This is a genomic window from Methylomonas sp. BW4-1, from assembly GCF_052474385.1.
Genome location: NZ_CP184125.1, coordinates 3,969,474 through 3,983,002, shown reverse-complemented (window position 1 = coordinate 3,983,002; position 13,529 = coordinate 3,969,474). Strand labels below are relative to the sequence as shown.

Annotated in this window: 14 protein-coding genes; 2 read left to right on the top strand and 12 right to left on the bottom strand. The window is 51.9% G+C overall.

The window, feature by feature from the left end; translation table 11 throughout:
• Positions 1 to 264: 264 nt before the first annotated feature.
• From ACH5Y9_RS18470 to ACH5Y9_RS18420, 11 genes are all read right to left on the bottom strand, one after another.
• A complete protein-coding gene (locus tag ACH5Y9_RS18470) occupies positions 265 to 525 on the bottom strand; it encodes a hypothetical protein (RefSeq protein ID WP_445367121.1) in 261 nt (86 codons plus the stop codon).
• 182 nt (positions 526 to 707) lie between these two features.
• Positions 708 to 1,259 carry a winged helix-turn-helix domain-containing protein gene (locus tag ACH5Y9_RS18465; RefSeq protein ID WP_445367120.1) on the bottom strand — a complete coding sequence of 184 codons (552 nt, stop codon included), beginning with the start codon at positions 1,257 to 1,259 and terminating at the stop codon, positions 708 to 710.
• Positions 1,260 to 1,439: 180 nt separating this feature from the next.
• The gene (locus ACH5Y9_RS18460; protein ID WP_033155859.1) at positions 1,440 to 2,159 is read right to left on the bottom strand and encodes a cytochrome c1; all 720 of its coding nucleotides are present in this window, start codon (positions 2,157 to 2,159) and stop codon (positions 1,440 to 1,442) included.
• A gap of 3 nt (positions 2,160 to 2,162) precedes the next feature.
• Positions 2,163 to 3,560, bottom strand: coding sequence for a cytochrome b (locus tag ACH5Y9_RS18455; RefSeq protein ID WP_033155860.1), 1,398 nt, complete (start codon positions 3,558 to 3,560; stop codon positions 2,163 to 2,165).
• Entirely contained in the window at positions 3,557 to 4,156 is a 600-nt protein-coding gene (petA, locus tag ACH5Y9_RS18450) for a ubiquinol-cytochrome c reductase iron-sulfur subunit (protein WP_033155861.1), read from the bottom strand. The genes ACH5Y9_RS18455 and petA overlap by 4 nt, the downstream gene beginning before the upstream one ends.
• Before the next feature lie 148 nt (positions 4,157 to 4,304).
• Complete coding sequence (gene hisC / locus ACH5Y9_RS18445) at positions 4,305 to 5,384, bottom strand: histidinol-phosphate transaminase (protein ID WP_445367119.1); 1,080 nt, start codon at positions 5,382 to 5,384, stop codon at positions 4,305 to 4,307.
• Between the two features lie 348 nt (positions 5,385 to 5,732).
• Positions 5,733 to 6,284, bottom strand: coding sequence for a formaldehyde-activating enzyme (gene fae, locus ACH5Y9_RS18440; RefSeq protein ID WP_171696673.1), 552 nt, complete (start codon positions 6,282 to 6,284; stop codon positions 5,733 to 5,735).
• Positions 6,285 to 6,541: 257 nt separating this feature from the next.
• Positions 6,542 to 6,988: an ankyrin repeat domain-containing protein gene (locus tag ACH5Y9_RS18435; RefSeq protein WP_445367118.1), complete on the bottom strand. Its 447-nt coding sequence runs from the start codon at positions 6,986 to 6,988 to the stop codon at positions 6,542 to 6,544.
• 5 nt (positions 6,989 to 6,993) lie between these two features.
• Entirely contained in the window at positions 6,994 to 7,674 is a 681-nt protein-coding gene (locus ACH5Y9_RS18430; RefSeq protein ID WP_445367117.1) for a hypothetical protein, read from the bottom strand.
• Positions 7,661 to 8,443 carry a 4Fe4S-binding leucine-rich repeat protein gene (locus tag ACH5Y9_RS18425; protein WP_445367116.1) on the bottom strand — a complete coding sequence of 261 codons (783 nt, stop codon included), beginning with the start codon at positions 8,441 to 8,443 and terminating at the stop codon, positions 7,661 to 7,663. The genes ACH5Y9_RS18430 and ACH5Y9_RS18425 overlap by 14 nt, the downstream gene beginning before the upstream one ends.
• Positions 8,444 to 8,998 (bottom strand): flavodoxin, encoded by a 555-nt coding sequence (locus ACH5Y9_RS18420; RefSeq protein ID WP_445367115.1) that lies wholly within the window; start codon positions 8,996 to 8,998, stop codon positions 8,444 to 8,446.
• A 363-nt stretch (positions 8,999 to 9,361) separates the two neighbouring features.
• On the opposite strand from ACH5Y9_RS18420, the gene ACH5Y9_RS18415 reads away from it, so the two are divergent.
• Both ACH5Y9_RS18415 and ACH5Y9_RS18410 read left to right on the top strand, forming a co-directional pair.
• The gene (locus tag ACH5Y9_RS18415) at positions 9,362 to 10,360 is read left to right on the top strand and encodes a hypothetical protein (RefSeq protein WP_445367114.1); all 999 of its coding nucleotides are present in this window, start codon (positions 9,362 to 9,364) and stop codon (positions 10,358 to 10,360) included.
• 179 nt (positions 10,361 to 10,539) lie between these two features.
• Positions 10,540 to 10,917, top strand: coding sequence for a hypothetical protein (locus ACH5Y9_RS18410; RefSeq protein ID WP_033155869.1), 378 nt, complete (start codon positions 10,540 to 10,542; stop codon positions 10,915 to 10,917).
• 140 nt (positions 10,918 to 11,057) lie between these two features.
• On the opposite strand, the gene ACH5Y9_RS18405 is transcribed toward ACH5Y9_RS18410, so the two are convergent.
• Positions 11,058 to 13,481 carry a sensor domain-containing protein gene (locus ACH5Y9_RS18405; protein ID WP_445367113.1) on the bottom strand — a complete coding sequence of 808 codons (2,424 nt, stop codon included), beginning with the start codon at positions 13,479 to 13,481 and terminating at the stop codon, positions 11,058 to 11,060.
• Positions 13,482 to 13,529 lie beyond the last annotated feature (48 nt).

The window sequence follows — 13,529 nt, the reverse complement described above, 5'->3', positions numbered from 1 at the left end:
ACCGCTATGGTTAATCCGCTTCTTAAGTTTCTTGAGGTCGTCATTCCCGAGAAGAGGGGGCTCCAGTGCGGCAACTGGGCTCCCGGCTTTGCGGGAGCGAGCTTATTGAGGCGCGGGGTTAATAGCGGTTGCGTATGTGTCAGTGGGACTGAAACACGTCATTCCACAAAAAAGGTATTTTCGGAGTGATTGCAACTATGGGGGCAAGCAGATATTCGTTGCTGGCGTTCCTGAGGGACGGAGGACTCGCGTTTATCGAAAGTGCTATTTACTTGTGTCAGTGACGCATTTTTTGGTGAAGCTGTTTTTGGCCGCGCCTTTCAAGTTTTTCTCGGCCGCTTTTGCATCGCAACTGGCTTTAGCGGCAGCGATCTTGGCGTCTTTCTCGCATTTTTTAAGAAAGCTATTTTTGGCGGCGCCGGCCAGCTTTTTTTCAGTCGCCTTCGCTTCGCAATCTGCGTCGGCCGCATACGCCGTTTGGCCTAAGAACAATAAAGCTACGATTGCCAAAATAATGTTTTTCATTGTTTATCCTCCGAATAATTGATAGTGCGCTTATTCGGTCATTGCTGAGGTTTGGATGGCTCTCGCAATTGACCGTCTGTTGCTTGTCGTTTAAAGCCAGAGGTCTTTATGCCTCAACAATCGTTATTTTCATGGCAAGCGGCTAAGTGTTGCGTGAGGAACGATTCGCTCAGTCGCAAATACTAGCCCTTCAGCACGATGGTTTCGACTTGGTCACCACCTCTGGCCGACAGCGTGATTTTGTCCTCTTGAGCTAACCAACCGATACTTCTTTGAATGACGGCCTCTTCCTCCGGAAGTACATAAACTAATTTGGCAACCGGTGTCGCGCCGTTTTCAGCCAAATGATGCCAGATAACGCCAGCGGTCAAACCTATGCGTTCGAGCATGGAAATCTCGGCTAACTCAGTGCCGCTTGGCTCGGCTTCTACATTAGGCTCTACTTTGGCGGCCTTTGGTTTTGGGTTGGCTTTTTTCGTGGCTGCTTTGGCAGCGGCAGCTTCCGGCGCTTTTTCGATACTTTCCGGGGCAGCCGGTGCTTCAGCCGTTGTTTTTACGGCTTTAGGCGTTGTAGTTGCTTTGGGTTTAGCTTTGGTTTTGTCCGGTGCGGCGGAGGCTTCTTGTGCTGTTTTAACGGCAACGGATTTGGCAGGGGATTTTTTAGTCGCTTTCGCTGGAGTGGGCTTTTCAGCGGTAGAGACTGGTGTTTCGGAGGTAGGCGTAGTTTTTTTCATATTGGCTTTCAGACGGTCAGGGATAGAGTAGTTTCCAGCGTTCGAGCTTATGGCTATGCGGGGAGTTTACCCGAGATTTTAACCGGATTTACAAATCGATTGCTTGTTAAACCCGCGGCCATAAAAAAACCGGTATCAGCTCAGCCGATACCGGTTTGATATAACGCGCTCAAGCTGTGGTTAGTGTACGTCTTTCCAGTACTCTTTTTTCAGCAGATAAGCTAGAGCGATAAACATCAGGATAAAGAACAGCACGTATTTACCCATTTGTTGTCTTTCCAACTGTACCGGTTCACCGACGTAAACCAGGAAATTGACCAAGTCGTTGACCATTTTGTCGAATTCCTGGGGTGTCATTTGGCCTGGTTGATCCAGTTTCAGACCAGTAATCACGTCATGGCCGTCGATTTTCTGCGTAATTGCCGACTGCGTACCTTGCAGTTGCCAGAACACGTTGGGCATACCGACATCAGGGAATACCGCGTTGTTAACGCCTAAAGGTTTTCCCGGTTCCGCATAGAAGCTGCGCAGGTAGGTATATAGCCAGTCGGCACCGCGCGAACGGGCGATCAGCGATAAATCCGGCGGTGTGGTGCCGAACCATTTTTCCGCGTCGTGCGCGTTCATCGCTGAATGCATCTGATCGTAAATGCCTGCCCCGAAAGGCGCTACCACTTTCAGAACTTCCGCTTCATCCAGTTTCAAATCGATCGCGATACGTTTGTAGCGGATGTGTTTTGCCGAATGACAGCCCAAACAATAAGTGACGTAATACTTCGCGCCGCGCTCCATCGACAGGTTGTCGCTCAAGTCGATGTCGGCGCTATCCAGTTTGACGCCGCCACTGGCCAGCACGTTGAAAGGCAGCAAAAACAAAAGAGTGTAGAGTATTTTTTTCATGGCTTAATCCAGGCTCTTTTTTAGGTTTTTTGCAAAACGAATCAGCACGGCTGAAATGCCGGACCAGTTCGGCCTTTTCTTAGCGATAGTGCCCCCCATATTGTCGGGAACTTGCTGTACCTCAACGACTTCATCGACTAAGGCCAGCAAAGCGGGAATGCGATCTTCCAGGCTAGGCTGGTTGGTCAGGCGATTCGGTACCGGTTTGGTTTTTTCCCAGCGGGTATATAAAGGCATCAACAGGAAAAATCCGAAGTAAACGGCGGTCAATATCCGCGCAACCGTCGTGGCGCCTGGCGTAGCAGGCTGGGTACCCAAATAACCCAAGCCGATAAACGCCACTACAAACAATGCCACGGCTTTTTTGAAGATGCCGCCACGGTAACGGATAGACTTGACCGGGCTACGATCCAGCCAGGGCAGCATAAACAGCACCACAATCGCGCCGCCCATCGCAATCACGCCGGCAAACTTATCCGGTACCGCGCGCAAAATGGCGTAGAACGGGGTGAAATACCAGACCGGGGCGATATGTTCCGGGGTTTTCAATGGGTCAGCCGGGATAAAGTTGGCATGCTCCAGAAAGTAGCCGCCTAATTCCGGCATGTAGAAAATCACCGTGGCGAAGAAGAACATGAACACGCCGACGCCGACGATGTCCTTCACCGTGTAGTACGGATGGAAGGGAATTCCGTCGACAGGATGTCCCCAAGGGTCCTTTGATTGCTTGATTTCAACGCCGTCGGGGTTGTTGGAACCCACTTCGTGCAAAGCCACGATGTGCAGGAATACCAGGATCAGCAATACCAGCGGCACAGCGATGACGTGAAACGCAAAAAAGCGGTTCAAGGTAGCGTCGGAGACCACATAGTCGCCACGCACCCACAGTGATAACTCGTCGCCGATCACTGGAATCGCGCTAAACAAGGAGATAATTACCTGGGCGCCCCAGTAAGACATTTGGCCCCAAGGCAGAAGGTAACCCATAAACGCTTCGGCCATCAAACAGACGAAGATCAGCATGCCGAAAATCCAGATCAGTTCGCGCGGTTGCTTGAACGAGCCGTAAATCAGGCCGCGGAACATGTGCAGATAGACGACGATGAAGAATGCCGAGGCGCCGGTGGAATGCATATAACGCACCAGCCAACCCCAGTTGACGTCGCGCATGATGTATTCGACCGAATCGAAAGCCAGTTTGGCGTCCGGCTTGTAGTTCATGGTCAGCAAAATACCGGTGATGAACTGATTGACGAGCACGAACAGAGCCAGAGACCCAAAGAAATACCAGATGTTAAAGTTTTTGGGCGCGTAGTAGTGCGCCATGTGTTCATTCCACAAATCGGAGAGTGGAAAGCGCTCCAGCAGCCATTCGCTGCATTGATTCATTTTACGCTTCATGCTTTGTCTGCCTCGCTGTCTTCGCCCACGACAATTAGATTGTCTGTTTCATATCGATAAGGCGGTATTTCAAGATTGGTAGGGGCGGGAACGCCGCGATACACACGACCGGCCAGATCGAACCAGGAGCCGTGACACGGGCAAAAGAAACCACCTTTCCAGTCCGGGCCTAAATCATTAGGGGCAATTTCCGGGCGAAACGTAGGCGAGCAGCCTAAGTGCGTGCATAGGCCGACCGCGACAAAAATTTCCGGTTTAATGGAGCGCAGCGGATTTTTGCTGTTCTCCGGCTGCATGGATTCGTTGGATACCGGGTCAGCCAGTTTGCTGTCCAGCGTCGCCAGAGTGGATATAACCTCCGGCGTCCGGTTCAAGACCCACACCGGCTTCCCTCGCCAAGCTACACGAATTAGCTGGCCGGGTTCCATCTTGCTGATATCGACATCGACGGGGGCTCCTGCTGCCATGGCCTTGGCGCTGGGCTGCATTTGCGAGAGAAAAGGGACGGCCAAATAGCCGGCACCCACTGCACCAACCACCGACAGTGCCGAGGTCAGAAACTGGCGTTTGGAATGATCGACGCCTTCGTGGTTCATAAGTAACACTCCTGATGATGTGATGTATATCGCGATACATCGATTATTATAATTTTCAGCAAATATACCCTACTGTCCGTGATTATTGAAATTGTTCTTGCGACAGCGCTACTCAAGGGTTTCAGGCGTTTGCGGATGCTGAGAATTATCACTTTAAAGCAACTGCCAGCGCGTTTAGAAAGGCTTGATTTTCTTCCGGTTTCCCGATGGTGACGCGCAGGCAATTGTGTAACAGCCCGCCTTGCGGGGACAGATTCTTGATCAACACGCCTTGCGACTTCAATGAAGCAAATACGTCGTCTGCGGCTTTGTTGAGGGTGCGGAACAATATGAAGTTAGCGGCGCTGGGGTAGGCGTGGACGCCGGGTGTCTCGTCTAAGGCTTGAAGAACTAAAGCGCGCTCCGCTCGCAGCGTTTGGGTTTGTTCTAACAGAAACTCGCCATGATCCAACGCAAAGCCCACCGTGATTTGGGTCAGACTATTGATATTGTATGGTAAGCGGACTTTATGCAGCTGCTCCACAATGGCCGCATCGCCGGCCAGAAACCCCAGGCGTAAGCCGGCCAGCCCCAGTTTGGAAACGGTACGCATCACCAGTAAATTAGGATAATGTCCTAGCTCGCCGATAAAACTGGCGTCGGCAAACGGCGCATACGCTTCGTCGACCACGACCAAGCCCGGTGCAAGGCTAAGTATTTCCTTGATGGCGTCGGCATCGAACAAGTTGCCGGTGGGGTTGTTGGGATAGGCGATAAAAATCAGGGAGGGTCGCGATTCGGCAATCGCCGCGCGCATGGCCGGCATGTCCAGTTCAAAACAGTCTGCCTGCAACGGTACGCCAAGGTAACGCAGGCCCAAGCTTTGCGCCACTTGCTTGTACATCACAAATCCGGGTTCCGGTGCCAACACAGTGGCATCGGCGCTCAGAGCCATCAGCAATATTTGAATGATCTCGTCCGAGCCGTTGCCGAGCAGCAAGGCCGCTTGCTCCGGTATGCCGTTCGCTCGGCGCAATGCGGCCGCCAGGGCCTTGGCTTCCGGGTCCGGGTAGCGGTTGATCGGGCAGGATTTCAGTGATTCCAGCCAGCGTGTTTGAATGTCTTCCGGCCAGCTATAAGGATTTTCCATGGCATCGAGTTTGATGAAGTTACTGGCATCGGCGACATGGTAGGCCGACATGGAGAGAACTTCTGAGCGGAACAGCGTTTCGAGCGGTTGGGTTGGCATGTGGTCAAACTCTGCGGAATTGGAACGAGCGGCATGGATATTACACCCTAGCAAACTGGGCTGGCCGCGAGGGCAAAAAATCGGCGGATTTTAACAAAGCGGAGGGCGAACGTATAACCTTGAAAACCAGCCTCTTGCGTCTCCGTTGACGCGAATCGCTCGCTGCGGTGCGGGCGGATACGGCGCGGGATAATAACACTGCTTGCTGGAGGTGGCAAAGGGATTAGGCTGCAGAGCGGGCGGATTTGCCTGTGAATGCGATGATGCTTGGACAATACGCTTCTATGATGGATCAAGCAGTCGGTCAGGTTGCCGCATTGCGGCTCCCTGACGATTTGCTTTACAAGCCTACCACTGTGATTCGCCAGTTTCCGGGTCGTACATTTCGTGGAATATTTTGTGGCGGTTGGCGATCAATTCGTCGATGCTGGGCGAGTTGCTCATGGCTCGGGAAATTGCCAGCTTCATGGCTTCGTAGTTGGTGCGGTACAAATCCTTGCGGTCCAGCTCTGGGTTTTCCGCGCAGGAGGGATCTATCCAGATCATGGCGATGATGCACAACTCGTTGGCTTGCAGGCGCGGAATGACGCCGTCGGCGACGCTATCGATGACTGCGTCGGCGACCGCCGACTGTACCGGACCGCCCAATAAATTGACATAAGCCGAGGATTTGATCGTAACTTTCGGCACCATGATGGTGGCCGGGCGCACTTGTTGGTTGGTGGCGCGGATCGCAAACATGCGCGTGTGGCCGGCGGTTTGGCCCATCAGATTGGCAAAAGCATGGCCGGCCGGGCCTTTGACGTCGCCAATCAGAATTTCCGGCATGGCGTCGGTGCCTTGCCCTTCGCTGGAAAATACGGTGGCTTCGCCGGTTCTAAACCAATAAGAGTCTGACATGGTGCGTCCTCGGAGTATGTTGAGAAAGGCCGCATTCTATGCCCGCGCTGGGCTTGCGGCAATAGGCGGACTCCGGCTTAGGGTTTAGATTGGTGGCTAAGCATGTGGGGGTAGTGCTGTTATCGCATGTGATCCCGATACGCGCAGGTAAGGCTGGAAGGCTGTGAGACGGCGCAACCACTCCAGCGTAGCTGCTGGTCTCCCGCCTTCGCGAGAGTGCCGCTATTTAGGGTAAGAGTGAATAATGTCCGGTTCCGCTATGCCTGCACGGCTTTCGTAGCACTGCGTAACAACTGCAAACATTGGCGATTGGCGGCTAGGTCCAGCGCGCTGAAGTCGTCCTGCGTAGTCAGTAGTGGATCAGCGCCGGCTTCCAGTAATTGCTTGACCACCGCGTGCTTGCCACTGGATGATGCATAAGTCAGCGCGCTGGCACCGCTAGGGTTTTGATAGTTAATATCGATGCCGGCTTCCAGTAACAAGCCGATGCAATCACTGGCTTCGGCAAAACATGCGGCCCACAGCGCGTTGTTGCCGTAAGCGTCCAGCGCCGTAAGATCTGCACCTTGCTCCAACAGATAGGTCAGCACGTCGCTCCGGCCTTGTTGGGCGGACAGAATTAATGGGTGTTTGCCGTGTGGGTTGAGGCCTAATTGAAAGCCATTTTCCAGTAGCCAGGCATCTATTTCGGGCGAAAGAGGCATACAGATCAGACCAGAGAAGGGCGGTGGAGTAAGGACAGATGGCCAACGCCGGCGGTTTTCAGTTTGTCGGCCAATTCGTGACGGGCTAGTTCGCCTTTGCCGCGCAGATACTTCAATTCGCTGCCGGTCAGCAAGGTGATGGCAACCAGTTTTATCTCTCCACCCGCTAGCGTTAGGGTTTTGCCAGATTCGCTGTTAGCGCCTAGCAGTGCGCCGATTTGCCCGCGGCCGTCCTTGATATGGTCGATTGCGAATTCCATCGATAGTAGCTCGCCGTTCAACAGCCGTTCGCTCAAACGCGGAAAGCCGGCCAGGGTGTGGCTGACTTCGGCTGTTAAAGGAAATAACCACGTGTCGGCGAGTTTGCTGAGCGGCGCATCGGTGGCGGTGCCGGAATCCGGGCTTTCGATAAACACTTCCAGGCCCAGGCCGGTTTCCGGTCGGTCGCGCTCAACCCAGGGATCGGATAAACCATCCGAGATCACGCAGGCGTTCTGGCCATGCCGTGCCGCCAGCCAGGCTGCGCCGGCCGGCCATTCCGGCCCGTCGCTCATCGGCCCCATCAGCGAGGTCAGCGCCGCCAATTCAGAACCCAGCTGTTCCTGCAGCGCTTGATGGCGAGATTCGGTTGCCATGCGCAATCGATCCGCATAAGTCAGGCCGACGATGTGTTCAGTCTGCTGCATGCACTGTCTCCATGGTGAGGGCTTCCCAGCGCTCGCGGGCGGTAAAGCTGACTTCTTCGTCGGCATCGTCGAGCATCTGTTTCAGCAGTTCCGGCTCGGCGCGCAAGGCCACCTCGTAACGTACGGTCCAGTCTTCGTCTTTACTCATCATGACCAGATCGTCGACGTCCATGCGCTGCGCGACGATGCGGCGGATGTTCACCTCGTGATCTTCGGCCATCAAGCCCAAACTGACACTGGGTATGCGTTCGGCGACGGTGCGGCGCACCTCATTGTCCGGGTCGGCGACCAGGCGGAACAGCCGCCCGGCGGGCAAGCGCTTGGCCACGTAGGTTCGCACCAAATAATCCGGGTCGTTGGCCATCAGTTCAAGTTGCGTTTCGGGCAGACGATCAGCTACGGTGACCCGGACTTCTCTGTCGCTGTCCTGACTCAACTCCAGTAGCCAGTCAACGGGGACGCGGTAGGCCAATACCCGGCGCACCGCTTCGTCGGGATCGGTTAGTAGCGGGCGTAAATGATTGGTGGGGAGATAGCGGGCGGCGATTGCCCGGCGTTCCCAGAACGGATCATTGGCGTAATTCGGCGCGAAGCCCGGATGAACTTTAAAAAAACGGTCGATTTGCCGGCCGCTTTCGGCGACCACACAGCGGTCGCCCGGTTTGCAAGTGCCGGCAGCCAATAAGCTATCCCGGTAAGCACAAGTCGAGCAGTCGGCTAACGGGGTTAGATCCACGGAATCGTGCTCTGCTAGGGATGAGGCCACCATTTAGGCGGCCTCCGCTAAGACCGGCAGTAGCTGCGGCGTGATTTGCGCCAGCCAGATTCGAATGCGCTCGTCGGTCAAATGCGGTTGACCGCGTTGATCCAGCACTAGGCCGACGAATTGGTTGTCGATTATCGAGTCGGAATGTTCGAAAGTGTAGCCTTCGGTACTCCAGCGGCCGATCATTTCGGCACCGTAGTCGTAAAACACCCGGTAAAGCTGGATCAGCGAGCTGGCGAAACGCGAAGCGTAGCGTTCTTGATGGCCCAAGCCGAATAGCGCGATGCGTTTGCCGGAGAGATCGGCGCCGTCCAGGGAAGGCACGAACTCTTGCCAGCTGCGTTCCTGGCATCCGGCCGCTAGGCCCGGTAAATCGCCTATACCATAGCTGGGCGTGCCCAAAATCAGCGCGTCGTACTGCAATAATTCTTCGGGTTTTACTCGATTGATATTTTTGGGCTTGTCGGCCAGCTCTTCGCCTAACAGACTGAAAATTTTTTTTGCCACCAGTCGGGTGCTGCCGGTATCCGTTCCGAAAAAAATGCCGATTTTGCTCATAAATCACCTGTGATCGAGAGTGCGGGATAAGGCTTGTACAGCCGTTTTAAACTTCTCAGCAAATTTTGATCCAGATTCAAAAATAACCGGCGCATCTGGTTTTTTGTTTTATATCAGTTAGATAGGATTTTTTGCCGTATTTTCAGGTTGAGGTCTGTGCAGGCATGTCTACAATTGCCAGACCGATGGGGTGATTTGTGACACGGCGGCCGGCGTTATCCGTTAGGTTCAGGGTGGATTGTTAGCGTCAAGATGCGGCTCTTCAGTGAGCTAAACGCCAGTTTTTAGTGCAAGCTGATTGCGTGGTTATTTTGAATTTAGCCAAGTACATTCATTACCGTAATAAATATTCAAGGACGCCATATGGCAATTCTGCGCTGTAACAATTGTGCCTATTTACGTGAAGTGCCGAACGAGCATGTGGGCAAAACGGTTAAGTGTCCGGTTTGCGAACAAGCCTCGGCAATTCACGATACCGTGGTTTTTGTGAAGAAACTGATCGATAAATACGGGGTGCTACTGGCTAAATACCGTGAGTTGGAACAGGCGAGTAATCCTGTAACGGAAATGGCGCCATCCGATATTCGCTTGCCTAAAGACGAAGAGGTGGATTTGCACAACACTGCTGTGATGACTAACAGTATGCAGTACAAACCCATCATCAGCTGGTTCGAACGTAAAAATATCCAGGTCGAAGTAAATCATAACGCCTTGGATACGCAAGGTTTTTATGATGAAGTGGCGGTTGAATTGGGCGATAACTTTCCGGTTTTGCAGGATGTACTGGATAGAATTAGGAAAGCCCAAAGAAATAACTACGCATCGGTTGTTTTGAATTTAAGCGATTACAGTCAAAATCAAATTAAAACCATTACCGGCTTTTGTAAAAACCTTTACGAATTCTCGTTTGTCGCCAAGTATTTTTATAATAAAAATGAAAAGAGAGTGCATCTGAATTTACAGAGCATTTCGGCCATTGTCGGATTTTTTAATGGTGAATGGTTGGAATGGTATGTGTTTATGAAATTGCTGAAACATTTCTACGAAAGCAAAGGGCTTTTCTCTTGCTTAAGAAGCTTTAATATTCAGTTTGCGAACGAAGATAAATATGAAGTGGATGTATTTTTTCTAATTAACGGGCGGATACCGGTATTTATAGAATGTAAATCCGGAGAATTTCGTTCGTTTATCGACAAGTACTGCAAAATGCGGCGCAGGTTGGATATTGCCAAGGAAAACTTTCTGTTACTGGTCTTGGGTGTTAGTGATGAGCAGGTGTTGGGGTTGACTAAAATGTACGATATTACCTTCGTCAATGAAACCGGCTTTATCAAACATATTGCCGGCTTGGCGTCGCAATAAATTATACCTCTTAATATTTGTGGTAATTAGGCTATTTTTCCCGGTTTTGCTGCTATTTTCAGAATCTATGGTAGGATGAAAAGGCTTTGAGCAAGCAACCGGATTAAAATATACAGTCATAAATTTGTAATTTTAATGTGGTTTAAAAAAACACTTAGTTATCAATTGATAGGATTTGTATGAACACAGTAAAAAAAACCTTGGCTTCATTTTTGGTGATCGCCGCAGCATTGGTTTCCACATCCGCTAATGCAAACAGCGCTGGCGACGCCAAAGTACGTGCAGCCGGTGAAGCTACCGTTGCCAAAGTAGAAGAAGCTGTAAGCTTGTTGGAAAAAGGCGACAAAGAAGGTACTTTGAAAGCACTGGGCGACGTTCGCCAGTCGCAAAAAGAGTTCCGTTATGAGCAAACCGAGCGTTTGCGTCAAAGAGCTGGCGACAAACTGAAGGTTGCCCGCGATGAGATCGAAAAAGGTGATGCCAACGCCGTAGCCAGCTTGAAAGCGACTCTGGACCTTTACAAAGAAATGATGAAAGTTTACAGCGCCGCTCACTAAGGACGCATCTAGTCAATCCAATCCGGATTGATTAACGGCTGCCACCGGAAGACGTGTTTTCTCGGTGGCTCCCAACTAAACTGTTTTCGATGTTCATGCCTGCTTGGCATACTTCCCTTACTCCCTCCGCTGCCGATCTTTCAAAGCTTACAATCGGCAAACAATCTTTCGAATTCCTGAGCTTGTAATGGCTTTGCGAACAAATAACCCTGTCCAAAATCGCAACCTGCCGCAGTAAGCAAATCCCGTTGGCTTGAGGTTTCTATGCCTTCGGCAATCACTTTTATGCCCAATTTGTGAGCCATCACGATGATCGCCTCGCATAAGGCCATGTCGTCGGAGCCAACTGCCAGATTGCGGACGAAGCTCTGATCTATTTTCAGATAATCGATGTCGAATTTTTTCAGATAAGACAACGAGGAATAGCCGGTTCCGAAATCATCCAGCGACACCTGAATGCCGGCGTCGCGGAACGACAACAGTTGCTCGGCCACGCTGCTATTGGCATCCAGTAACAGACCTTCGGTAATTTCGATGACGACGCTTTGCCCGGAAAGACTCAGCGCTTCCAGCCTATCCAGCCAGTCGCGATGGCTTTCGCGCTCATTTCGAAACTGCACCGGCGACTTATTGATACTGATCTGGAATTTTTCGTGTATCGATTGCCGCCAGCGACTGGTTTGCTCGGCGGCTTCCTGAAAAATCCAATTCCCGATGCTGCTGATCAAACCGGTTTCTTCGGCAATCGGAATAAAATCCGCTGGGTTGATCAGGCCGCGTGTTGGATGTTGCCAGCGGATCAGCGCTTCCGCTTTGCGTACAGTATTAGTAGCCAGTTCGACGATGGGTTGGTAGCACAAATAAAACTGCTGCCCGGCCAGAGCCTGTCTTAGGTCGTTACTGAGCCGCAGCCGCGCTTGTGCGGATTCCTGCATGGTGGGGATGAAAAAACAATATTGGTTCCGCCCCTGGCGCTTGGCGGCATACATCGCCTGGTCCGCATGCTTTAACAGCGATTTCAGGTTGTCGGCGTCATCCGGGAAAAAAGCGATGCCGATACTGGTGGAAATATAAGCAATTTCGTTACCCAACTGAAAACATTCCGTCATTTTGTGCAACAGCTTGCCGGCTATACGCTCGGCGTTGTCGGGGTCGCCGACATCGCTCAGAATCACAGTAAACTCGTCGCCGCCCAGGCGGGCTACCGTGTCGGTTTCCCGCACGCTGGTCAAAATCCGTTGGGCGGCAATTTGCAGCAGCTCGTCGCCCATGTCGTGTCCCAGGGTGTCGTTCACTTCCTTGAATAAGTCCAGGTCGATAAACAACAACGCCAGACGCTTGTGTTCCCGGTGGGCTTTTTTGATCTCCTGACTCAGCCGGTCGTAAAACATGCGCCGATTCGGCAATTGGGTTAATGGGTCGAAATTGGCTTGTTGCCAGATCACGCCTTCGGTTTTTTTCTTTTCGGTAATATCGGAAAACAAAGCCACCCGTCGCTGCATGGTCTGTTGAGCATCAAAGATGGTATTGACGGTTAACCACTTGGCGTATAACTCGCCGTTCTTACGTTTGTCCCAGATTTCGCCCTGCCAGCTGCCCTTGCTTTGAATGGCTTGCCACATAGCTTCGCTGTGGATGCTGCTGTTTAAAATGCCAATGTGCTTACCGACTACTTCATCGGATTGGTAGCCGGTAATGGTGGTGAAGGCGGCGTTGACTGTCAGGATGCGATCATCCGAGTCTGCCAACAGCATGGCTTCGCTGCTGTTTTGATAAATCAGTGCGGCCTGTTGCAGGGCTTCTTCGATACGCTTACGTTCGCTAATGTCCCGAGCGATAGCCAAGTTATAACCGACATTGGCGTATTCAAAATAATTGGCCACGACTTCCACCGGAAACAACCTGCCATCCTTGGTTTTGTGGATGGTTTCCAACTTGTTCGAGCGCTTAATTTTCAGCTCCGCCCAGTGCGCGGCCCAGACTTGGCGCGGAAAGCAAGGGTCTACATCGAATACGCTCAAGCGCAACAGCTCTTGATGGCTATAGCCCAAAGCCTTGCAGGATTGGTTGTTGATATAAATGAAGCTGGCATTCTCGGTAATCAAATAAGCGCTGTCATGCATTTGATCCATACCAAAGCTTAATTGGGCTAAGCGCCTGCGCGAGGTTTTTTGCTCGGTGATGTCCCGGAAACTCCAAACCCGACCCGCCGGTTGTCCGTCCAGATATTGGGGTTGGCAATAGCTTTCGATAAAGCGGCCGTCTTTAAACTCCAGTTCGCTGGCGTAACGTTGCTTAGGGTATTTATAAATCTCTTCGATTCGGTTTAGGAAGGCGGTTCGGTCTTTTAGCAGTTTCAGGGCATAGCTCAGGGATTTCTCATCGTCGCCGATCTTTAAAGAACCTGGCGGGATGCCCCAAATCCGCATGAATTGCGGGTTGAAAGTGGCGATCTTGCCGAACAGATCGACTACCAATATAGCGTCGGTGCTGGAGTCGAGCGCGGCTTGAAGGATTGATAGCGATTTTTGCAAACTGGCTTGTTTCTGCTTGGGTTGGACCATGACTCGGCTACACTGCTAGCAAGTAAATCTAGCAAAGGCTTATTTAAA

Coding starts and splice junctions, on each gene's coding strand:
- ACH5Y9_RS18470 (WP_445367121.1), bottom strand. CDS start 525: ATGAAAAACATTATTTTGGCAATCGTAGCTTTATTGTTCTTAGGCCAA.
- ACH5Y9_RS18465 (WP_445367120.1), bottom strand. CDS start 1,259: ATGAAAAAAACTACGCCTACCTCCGAAACACCAGTCTCTACCGCTGAA.
- ACH5Y9_RS18460 (WP_033155859.1), bottom strand. CDS start 2,159: ATGAAAAAAATACTCTACACTCTTTTGTTTTTGCTGCCTTTCAACGTG.
- ACH5Y9_RS18455 (WP_033155860.1), bottom strand. CDS start 3,560: ATGAAGCGTAAAATGAATCAATGCAGCGAATGGCTGCTGGAGCGCTTT.
- petA (WP_033155861.1), bottom strand. CDS start 4,156: ATGAACCACGAAGGCGTCGATCATTCCAAACGCCAGTTTCTGACCTCG.
- hisC (WP_445367119.1), bottom strand. CDS start 5,384: ATGCCAACCCAACCGCTCGAAACGCTGTTCCGCTCAGAAGTTCTCTCC.
- fae (WP_171696673.1), bottom strand. CDS start 6,284: ATGTCAGACTCTTATTGGTTTAGAACCGGCGAAGCCACCGTATTTTCC.
- ACH5Y9_RS18435 (WP_445367118.1), bottom strand. CDS start 6,988: ATGCCTCTTTCGCCCGAAATAGATGCCTGGCTACTGGAAAATGGCTTT.
- ACH5Y9_RS18430 (WP_445367117.1), bottom strand. CDS start 7,674: ATGCAGCAGACTGAACACATCGTCGGCCTGACTTATGCGGATCGATTG.
- ACH5Y9_RS18425 (WP_445367116.1), bottom strand. CDS start 8,443: ATGGTGGCCTCATCCCTAGCAGAGCACGATTCCGTGGATCTAACCCCG.
- ACH5Y9_RS18420 (WP_445367115.1), bottom strand. CDS start 8,998: ATGAGCAAAATCGGCATTTTTTTCGGAACGGATACCGGCAGCACCCGA.
- ACH5Y9_RS18415 (WP_445367114.1), top strand. CDS start 9,362: ATGGCAATTCTGCGCTGTAACAATTGTGCCTATTTACGTGAAGTGCCG.
- ACH5Y9_RS18410 (WP_033155869.1), top strand. CDS start 10,540: ATGAACACAGTAAAAAAAACCTTGGCTTCATTTTTGGTGATCGCCGCA.
- ACH5Y9_RS18405 (WP_445367113.1), bottom strand. CDS start 13,481: ATGGTCCAACCCAAGCAGAAACAAGCCAGTTTGCAAAAATCGCTATCA.